Source organism: Paraburkholderia sp., assembly GCF_035501035.1.
In the GTDB taxonomy this organism is placed as follows: domain Bacteria; phylum Pseudomonadota; class Gammaproteobacteria; order Burkholderiales; family Burkholderiaceae; genus Paraburkholderia.
This window is the reverse complement of record NZ_DATJWR010000038.1, coordinates 1-8,392: the sequence shown is the minus strand read 5'-3', so window position 1 is coordinate 8,392 and position 8,392 is coordinate 1. Positions and strand designations below refer to the sequence as shown.

Genomic DNA, 8,392 nt, shown 5'->3' with positions numbered 1-8,392 from the left:
CAGGAAGGCGAACTGCACGCCGGGAAACTCCGCGTTGAGCGTGCGGCGCAAGAGGCGCACGTAGTCGGCGGTGGGGTGGTGGTCTTCGTTCAGCGAGATCAGCACGTCGGCGTCCGAGGTGCCGATGGTGCCCGTGTTGCTGTACGAGAGGTTGATGCCCGAAACCGGCAGGCCGATGTTATCGATGATCGAATGCAGCTCGCTTGCCGGAATCAGCTCGCGAATGCGCTTGTCGATGCGGTCGGTGAGCACGGTGGTTTCCTCCACGCGCATGCCGGTTTTCGCGCGCAGATGCAGCGCGATGGTGCCCGCATCGACCTGCGGAAAGAAGTCGCGCCCGAGAAACGGCATCAGCAGCAGCGATGCGCCGCAGCAGCCGAGAAACGCCACGACGAACCACACCGGATGCTTGACGCGCGCCGCGAGAAACACGCGATAGCGCTCCCGCAGCCGCTCGAAGCCGCGCTCGAACGCGAGGTGAATGCGCATGAACGGGTTGCGCGTGCCGCCATGCGCGTGATGCAGATCGGCGCTCTTGTGGTGATGGCGCATCAGGTACTTCGCGAGCGTGGGCACGAGCGTTCGCGAGAAGAAGTACGACGCGAGCATCGCGAACACCACGGCTTCCGCGAGCGGAATGAAGAGGTAGTGCGCCACGCCCGTGAGCAGGAACATCGGCACGAACACGATGCAGATGGAAAGCGTCGAAACGAGCGTGGGAATCGCGATCTGTTGCGCGCCGTCGAGAATCGCCTGTTCGAGCGTCTTGCCCTGTTCGAGCTGCTGGCTGATGTTCTCGATCGCAACCGTTGCATCGTCAACGAGAATGCCGACGGCGAGCGCGAGGCCGCCCAGCGTCATGATGTTGATGGTCTCGCCGAGCGCCGCGAGCGCGATGATCGAGGTGATCATCGAAAGCGGAATCGAGACCGCGATGATGAGCGTGGCGCGCCAGTTGCCGAGAAAGAGCAGGATCATGAGCGCCGTGAGCGCGGCGGCGATGAGCGCCTCGCGCAGCACGCCCTGCACCGAGGCGCGCACGAACAGCGACTGGTCCGCGACCGGATCGATGTTCAGCGAGGTCGGCACGAGATTGCGCAGCGTGGGCATCATCTCCTTGATGCGGTCGACGATCTCCAGCGTCGAGGTGTTGCCGCTCTTGTTGATGGTGAGGAGCGAGGCGCGCTGGCCGTCCACGCGCACGATGTTGGTCTGCGGCACGAAGCCGTCGCGCACGTGCGCGACGTCGCGGATATAGATCGTGCCGTTCTCCGTGGTTTTCACGGGAATGTCGTTGAGACCCGCTATGGTGTTGGGGCTCGCATTCATCGTGACCGAGTACTCGGTCGCGCCGATCTTGGCCGTCCCCGAAGGCAGGATCAGATTTTGCGCGCTGATGGCGTTCACCACGTCCATCGGCGAGAGGTTGTGCTGCTGCAGCGCGCGCTGGTCGATGTCGACCATGATCTGCCGTTGCTTGCCGCCATACGGCAGCGGCGCGGAGGCGCCCGGCACCGTGGCGAGCTGCGTCTTCAGGAAGTTGTTGCCGTAATCGAACAACTCCTGCTCGGTGAGCTGCGGCGAGGAGAGCGACAGGCGCAGGATCGGCACCGTCGAGGCGTTGTAGCGCAGGATGAATGGCGGCGTGATGCCGGGCGGCAGCGAGCGCAGCTGCGTTTGCGAGAGCGCGGTGACCTCGGCCAGCGCTTCCTGGATATTGGCATGCGGCTGGAAGAAGATCTTCACGACCGCGATACCGTTCAGCGACGTGGATTCGGTGTGCTCGATATCGTTCACGGCCACCGAGAGGCCGCGCTCGTAGTTGAGCACGATGCGCTTTTCCATCTCGTCGGCGGGCAGACCCGTGTAGGTCCAGATCACCGAAAGCACCGGGATGTCGATGTTCGGGAAGATGTCGGTGGGGGTGCGCAGGATCGTCAACGGCCCGACGATCAAAAGCAGCAACGCGAGCACGACGAACGTGTACGGGCGCTTGAGCGCGAGTCGAACGATCCACATGGAACGGCAGGTTCCTTCGCTGATGTCGGGATGTGGCTCGCGTGGCTGGTCCGGCCGGGGGGGCGAGCGTCTCGGTTATCGGTATCGTGGCCGGTTGCAGTTCGCGCGCGAAGTCTGTGCTTGCGGCGCAGCGCGCCCGGATGGGACAGGACTATAGCGCCAGTCACCGTGCATCAGCGTACTTTTTGAGGGGCGGCGCTTGCAAGCGAGTAAGCGATGGGGTTTACCATCTGTTACAGTCAGCATTTCGTAAGTTGCGCGAACAAAGCAGGGCGACGCGGCGCGGCGCGTTGTATGGCGCCGGTAATGCCGCCGATTCACCCCCCTATTTTTTTGCTTTGCTCGCGCGGGCAAACAGGCAACAATGAGTAGGCCAAGGGCCTCGCCGTCGTGGCGTGGTTGAGCAGCAGGTGGCCCGAGGCAGGTTTGGATGCGCGCGCAACCGATGGTGCGCATCGGTTTTTTGTCAGCATGCCGACCGGCCTTCCTTCGAGGGAAGCCGGCGAAGGTAACGGGGAAACATCATGCAAATCGGTTCTATCGTCCGTTCCGTTCATATCGCCGTGCCGCAGGGCGCGCGCGGCATCGTGATGCGCATTCTTGGCGACATGGCGATGGTGACCTGGTACGCCGGGGAGCCCGGCGCATCGGCGCAACTCAATACTGAGCCCTTTTTTCTCGAGGACCTGATCGATACGGGCGAGCACGTGATGCCCGCCGGCGCGAAGCTGCATTGAGCCCGAGGCCGGCCATTGGTATGAGCAGGTATGAGCAGGTATGAACGGGCCCCGGCCTTCGGCGCGCCTGATCCTCTGACACGCTAACACGCTGACGAGGCGCGGCGCGCCTCGCCGCATCCCCTCGCCGTGCGCATTCCAGCTCGCAGGCACTGCCCGCAAGAGGCACAATGCGGGTATGAATCACGATCCCTCTTCCAGTCCCGGCGAGCCCTTCGGCCCCGGCGACCAGCAGGCCGCGCCGTACGCGCGCCTCACGCCCGAATGCGTGCTCGATGCGCTCGACAGCGTGCTGATACCGGCCAACCGTCGCGCCGATGGCCGCATGCTCGCGCTCAACAGCTACGAGAACCGCGTCTACCAGGTGGGCGTCGAAGACGGCCCGCCGCTCGTCGCGAAGTTCTATCGCCCGGGGCGCTGGAGCAACGAGGCGATTCTCGAAGAGCACGCGTTCGTCGCGCAGCTCGCTGAGCGCGAGATTCCGGTCGTGCCCGCGCTCGTCTTCGAAGGACGCACGCTGCACGAATTCGACGGCTTTCGCTTTGCGCTCTTCGAGCGCCGCGGCGGCCGCGCGCCCGAACTCGACCGCAGCGACACGCTCGAATGGCTGGGCCGCTTCATCGGCCGCATTCACGCGGTGGGCGCGACCGAGCCGTATCGCGCGCGCCCCACGCTCGACATCGAGAACTACGGCTACGAGCCGCGCGCCTGGCTGCTCGAGCATGGCTTCGTGCCCGCCGACGTGCGCGAAGCCTGGCAGGCCGCGGTCACGCTCGCGCTCGAAGGCGTGGAGGCGGCGTTCGAGCGCGCCGGTGCGCATGCCGGCGAATTGCGCACACTGCGCTTGCACGGCGACTGCCATCCGAGCAACGTGCTCTGGACCGATGACGGCCCGCATTTCGTGGACTTCGACGACAGCCGCATGGGTCCCGCCATCCAGGATCTCTGGCTGCTGCTGCCGGGCGACCGCGCAGGCGCTTCGCGCGCGCTCGCGGACCTGCTCGCCGGCTATGAGGACTTCTGCGAATTCGAGCCGCGCGAGCTGCATCTGATCGAGGCGCTGCGCACGCTGCGCCTGATCCACTACTCGGCCTGGCTCGCGCGCCGCTGGCACGATCCTGCGTTTCCGGCCGCCTTCCCGTGGTTCAACACGCAGCGCTATTGGGAAGAGCGCATTCTCGAACTGCGCGAGCAGATTGGCGCGATGCAGGAAGGGCCGCTCTGGCCGGTTTGATCGTCACGCGTCGGCGGCCTGCGTCATTTCACTGCGCTCATTGCGCGCTTGCCGGGGCTCCCGGCGCGGCGCCCTGCGCCGAAGGCTTGACGATCAATTGCGCGCGCAGGTCGCGCGCCATCGTCTCGAACGCCGGGCGCATCTGCGCGAAGTCGTCGGCGCTGCAGACATCGCTCTCGAAATGCGTGCGCCCCGTGCGCGTGACGCGCAGCACGTTCGACGCGGCGTCGAGCGCGTATTGCGAGCTGAAGTCGATGAAACGGTTGCCGGCGTGCTGCGGTATCGGCACGTCGAGCACGCGCATGCCCGGCGGCAGCGCGATGCGCGCGCGCTCGGTCACCACCACGTTGCGGCACACGAAAGGCTGCGTGCGGCGCGACTCGCCCAGCCAGTAGCGCAGATTCGCGTCGAGGCCGCCCACGAAGCTCGTGAGCGTCGGCACGGGCGTGGTCATGTCGGGGTCGACGAAGCCGTCGAAGGTGCCCGTGAGCGTGAGCACGAGCGGCCCGCCCGTGGCGTCGAGCGAGCTGGAGGCGAGCGCGGCGTCGCCGCGCAGGTTGGCGTTGCGCAGTTCCCACTGCAGCGATTCCTCGCGCTGTGCGGGCGTTTGCAGGCGCAGCACGCTACGCGTTTGCTCGGCGGACCAGCCGTCGGACTGCAGCCGGTACACGAAGCGAGCCGACCCGTCGGGCGCGACCGTGATGTCGAGGTCGCTCTCGCGCGTGGTCGTGGCCGTGGCGGGCGTGCGGATCTGCGTGCCGTCGCCGGCGAGCACGGCAACGCGGTCCATGTCGGTCGACGGCAAATAGCCGAACTCGATGTTGCCCGCCGTGGAATCCGCGAACATCTGCAGTTCGGGCAGCCATGTGATGACGTGATTGATCACGCCAAAGCCGGGCACATCCGGCAGCGTGTAGACCGTGCCGCTGTTGACGAGCGTTGGCACGTTGCGCACGCCCACGGCGTCGAGCAGCGCGCCGTACAGCGCGACGTGGTCCTTGCAGTCGCCGTAGCGGTTGGCGAGCACGTCGGTCACGCGGTGCGGCACGATCTCGCCGCGCCCGATGTTGATCGCCACATAGCGGATGTTGCGGCGCACCCAGTCGTAGAGCGTTTGCGCCTTCTCGCGCGGCGTGTCGTCGTGCGCCGTGAGCGCTTGCGCGAGGCGCACGATGGCGGCGTCGCGCGTGCTCGGGTCGGCGGCGGCCTCGCGATAGACCTTCGCGAACGCCGCGTAGTCGGGGAAGGTGGATACCATCAGCCGGTCGCCGTAGCTCACGTAGGCAACCGAGCCGTATTCGAGGCGCGAGAAGTTCGCCTTGTCGTAACGGTACTCGTAGCGCGTGCGGCCGTTGCGCGTGGCGGGAGGCTGCACGGTGAAGCCGCGCGCGTCGGCATAGAGCGGCACCTTCGCGGGCAGGTCGTAGATCACGCGGAAGTTGTGCGTGGGCGCGAGGTCGGGCGGCGTGAAGTCGCTGAACCAGCCGGGCACGACCGGCACACGCTGGATCTTGCGCCACGTGAGGTGGATGCGCGCGCCCGGCTCGACGGCCGGGAACACGATCACCTTGTCCTGTATGTCCTGGAACATCGGGGCGTCGAACGAGCGCACTTCCTGCACGTCGCGGATCTGCTCGGGGCGCACGTCGTGACGTCCTCCCGCGGCGTCCTCGGTCCAGGCTTCGAGCACTTCCACATGGGCCATCTCGCGGTTGAACCAGACGTAGTACTGGCCCGCGCGTGCGACGCCCGCTTCGGTGTTTACGCGCAGCGTGAGCGTGTCGAGCTTCGTGTACGAGCCGTCCGCGTTGACGGTGAATGTCTGCGTTTCCGATTCGTTGGTGTAAGGCGCCTGTGCGGCGCTGCCGGCTGGGTCCAGTGCGCGCGCATCGACGGGCACAGGCGTGAGCTGCGCCACGCTCGCGTTGAGGTCGGCGGCCAGTGCTCCCGTGGCAGGTCCGAGGACGGCGAAGCAAAGGGCGAGAGCGAGGCGCATGGGGGGCTCGGCAGGGGGCGGGTCTCGGATGAGCGCTACTCCCGTCACTTCAATGTCATGCAATGCGCTTGTCAAGCGGGTGGCGCGCACAGCGCCCGGCTTGGGCTCTGTACCGAGCATTGAGTCTAGATTTACGCTCTCCCAATAGAAGCTGTTCTCATTTGGGACACGGCGATGCCGGTGCCCGACGCGCTTGCATCGTTCTCCCAGGCGTTATACGGCGGTGCCGGGTCTTCGCTGCGCGCGCAACAATCGGCGGCGCGCGGGCCCCGCGCCCGCATATGCATCTGCGCCACATATTGCCAAAGCGCGGCGAGAGCACTAACGTTCAGGCAGCCGCAAACCGGCACGCAGTACTCCGTGCGTTTCGCGCACGAGAACACGAAAAAGACCATGCCTACAAGGAGACCCCATGAGCAGCGTTGCAGATTCGACGCGCGGTGCGCAGCCCGCACCATTCTTTTCCAAGGAGGCCACTGTCGCGCCGCCGGGCTTTTCGCGCTGGATGGTGCCGCCCGCCGCGCTCGCGGTGCATCTGTGCATCGGCCAGGCCTACGCGTTTTCCGTGTTCAACGCGCCGCTCACGAAGGTGATCGGCATCACGGCCTCCGCTCCCGATGACTGGTCGCTCACCACGCTTGGCTGGATCTTTTCGCTCGCCATCGTGTTTCTCGGGCTTTCCGCCGCGTTCGGCGGCAAGTGGCTCGAACGCGTGGGCCCGCGCCGCACGATGCTCACGGCCGCATGTTGCTTCGGCGGCGGCTTTCTCGTGTCCGCGCTCGGCGTGTACCTGCATCAGATCGCGCTGCTCTATCTCGGCTATGGCGTGATTGGCGGCATCGGTCTCGGGCTCGGCTATGTGTCGCCGGTTTCCACGCTGATCCGCTGGTTCCCGGACCGCCGCGGCATGGCGACGGGCCTCGCGATCATGGGCTTCGGCGGTGGCGCGATGATCGCGGCACCCCTCTCGGTCATGCTGATGAAGCATTTCGCGAGCGAGACGAGCGTAGGCGTCGCGCAAACCTTCGTTGTGCTCGGCATTGCGTACTTCATTTCGATGTCGATCGGCGCGCTCGCCATCCGCGTGCCCGCGCCCGACTGGAAGCCCGCGAACTGGACGCCGCCCGCCACGACGAAAAAGCTCGTGTCGAGCGAGCACGTGCATATCGACGAGGCGCTCAAGACGCCGCAGTTCTACCTGATCTGGCTCGTGCTGTTTCTCAACGTGACGGCTGGCATCGGCGTGCTGGGGCAGGCCTCGGTGATGATCCAGGAAAGCTTCAAGGACACCGTGAGCGCCGGCGCGGCGGCGGGCTTCGTGGGGCTGCTCTCGCTCTTCAACATGGGCGGGCGCTTCGTGTGGGCTTCGGCTTCCGACTGGGTGGGGCGCAAGAACACCTACTTCATCTTCTTCGTGTTCGGCGCGCTGCTCTACTATGCGGTGCCGCAGTTCGCGCAGAGCGGCAACATCGTGCTCTTCGTGCTCGCGTTCTGCCTGATTCTCTCGATGTACGGCGGCGGCTTCGCGACCGTGCCCGCCTATCTCGCGGACATGTTCGGCACGGCGTTCGTCGGCGGCATTCACGGGCGCCTGCTCACGGCATGGGCCGCAGCGGGCGTGGCGGGGCCGGTGCTCGTGAACTACGTGCGCGCGTACCAGGTCGCGCACGGCGTGGCCAAGGCCGACGCGTACACGATGACCGTGCACATCATGGCCTTGCTGCTCGTGAGCGGCTTCGTCTGCAATCTGCTCGTGCGCCGCGTGCACGAAAAGCATCACATGAGCGAGACGCAACTCGCTGCCGGTAAATAAGGAGAAACGCGCTATGACGACCCAGGCCGCTGAAAAATCGTCGAACAAGGTGCTGATGGCGATCTTCTGGCTCTACGTGCTGTTGCCGCTCGCATGGGGCGTGACCAACACGCTCACGCAGGCGATGAAGCTGTTCGGCTGACGCCCTTGACTTGAAGCGCGGCGGCGCGAGCCGCCTGATGGGAACCCAGTGCTGCGGGCCGCCGACGTGAGTCGCGGCCCGCAGTGTGTTTTGGGCGGTTTGGAGGCGCTTTTGTGGCGCCTGGCGGACACTTCTGTCGCGCGCTTCGGGGCACGCTTCGGGGCGCACTTCAGGACGGACTTCAGGACGCGCTTCGGGCCACACGCAAGGGCGAATCACGCCACCTAACCGGCGGCCCACGCAGCGCGCCAAGCCGCCTCACACGTCACATGTCGATCCCGCCCCTGCGGCCTGCTCGCGCGCCGCCTTTGCGCCCTCCACCTGGAGGATCGTCGGCAGCGAAACGCCGTTCTTCGCCGCGGTCACCTCCGCGAGGATCGACACCGCGATCTCGGGCGGCGTGCGACTGCCGATGTAGATGCCCACTGGCCCGTGCAGGCGCGCGAGTTCG

The 8,392-nt window shown here is 66.1% G+C and carries 7 protein-coding genes; 4 read left to right on the top strand and 3 right to left on the bottom strand.

Annotated elements, in window-relative coordinates; genetic code table 11:
• Positions 1-2,019: efflux RND transporter permease subunit (locus tag VMJ11_RS02475; protein WP_325616579.1), on the bottom strand; the 2,019-nt coding region annotated here is incomplete at its 3' end.
• Positions 2,020-2,543: 524 nt separating this feature from the next.
• On the opposite strand from VMJ11_RS02475, the gene VMJ11_RS02470 reads away from it, so the two are divergent.
• Positions 2,544-2,756: a hypothetical protein gene (locus VMJ11_RS02470; protein ID WP_325616577.1), complete on the top strand. Its 213-nt coding sequence runs from the start codon at positions 2,544-2,546 to the stop codon at positions 2,754-2,756.
• Positions 2,757-2,934: 178 nt separating this feature from the next.
• Positions 2,935-3,990, top strand: coding sequence for a serine/threonine protein kinase (locus VMJ11_RS02465; RefSeq protein ID WP_325616575.1), 1,056 nt, complete (start codon positions 2,935-2,937; stop codon positions 3,988-3,990).
• 37 nt (positions 3,991-4,027) lie between these two features.
• Here VMJ11_RS02465 and VMJ11_RS02460 read toward each other — a convergent pair whose 3' ends face one another.
• Positions 4,028-5,986: a DUF3857 and transglutaminase domain-containing protein gene (locus VMJ11_RS02460; protein ID WP_325616573.1), complete on the bottom strand. Its 1,959-nt coding sequence runs from the start codon at positions 5,984-5,986 to the stop codon at positions 4,028-4,030.
• A 412-nt stretch (positions 5,987-6,398) separates the two neighbouring features.
• Between VMJ11_RS02460 and VMJ11_RS02455 the strand changes: the two genes are divergently transcribed.
• Positions 6,399-7,799, top strand: coding sequence for an L-lactate MFS transporter (locus VMJ11_RS02455; protein WP_325616571.1), 1,401 nt, complete (start codon positions 6,399-6,401; stop codon positions 7,797-7,799).
• A 13-nt stretch (positions 7,800-7,812) separates the two neighbouring features.
• Positions 7,813-7,941 (top strand): MFS transporter small subunit, encoded by a 129-nt coding sequence (locus VMJ11_RS02450; RefSeq protein ID WP_325616568.1) that lies wholly within the window; start codon positions 7,813-7,815, stop codon positions 7,939-7,941.
• Between the two features lie 258 nt (positions 7,942-8,199).
• On the opposite strand, the gene VMJ11_RS02445 is transcribed toward VMJ11_RS02450, so the two are convergent.
• Positions 8,200-8,392, bottom strand: a 193-nt coding sequence (locus VMJ11_RS02445; protein ID WP_325616566.1) for an XdhC family protein, incomplete at its 5' end; no start/stop codon positions are given.

Bases quoted from the DNA above. Each gene is read 5' to 3' on its own strand.
- VMJ11_RS02465 (WP_325616575.1), top strand. From the start codon at position 2,935: ATGAATCACGATCCCTCTTCCAGTCCCGGCGAGCCCTTCGGCCCCGGC.
- VMJ11_RS02460 (WP_325616573.1), bottom strand. From the start codon at position 5,986: ATGCGCCTCGCTCTCGCCCTTTGCTTCGCCGTCCTCGGACCTGCCACG.
- VMJ11_RS02455 (WP_325616571.1), top strand. From the start codon at position 6,399: ATGAGCAGCGTTGCAGATTCGACGCGCGGTGCGCAGCCCGCACCATTC.
- VMJ11_RS02450 (WP_325616568.1), top strand. From the start codon at position 7,813: ATGACGACCCAGGCCGCTGAAAAATCGTCGAACAAGGTGCTGATGGCG.
- VMJ11_RS02470 (WP_325616577.1), top strand. From the start codon at position 2,544: ATGCAAATCGGTTCTATCGTCCGTTCCGTTCATATCGCCGTGCCGCAG.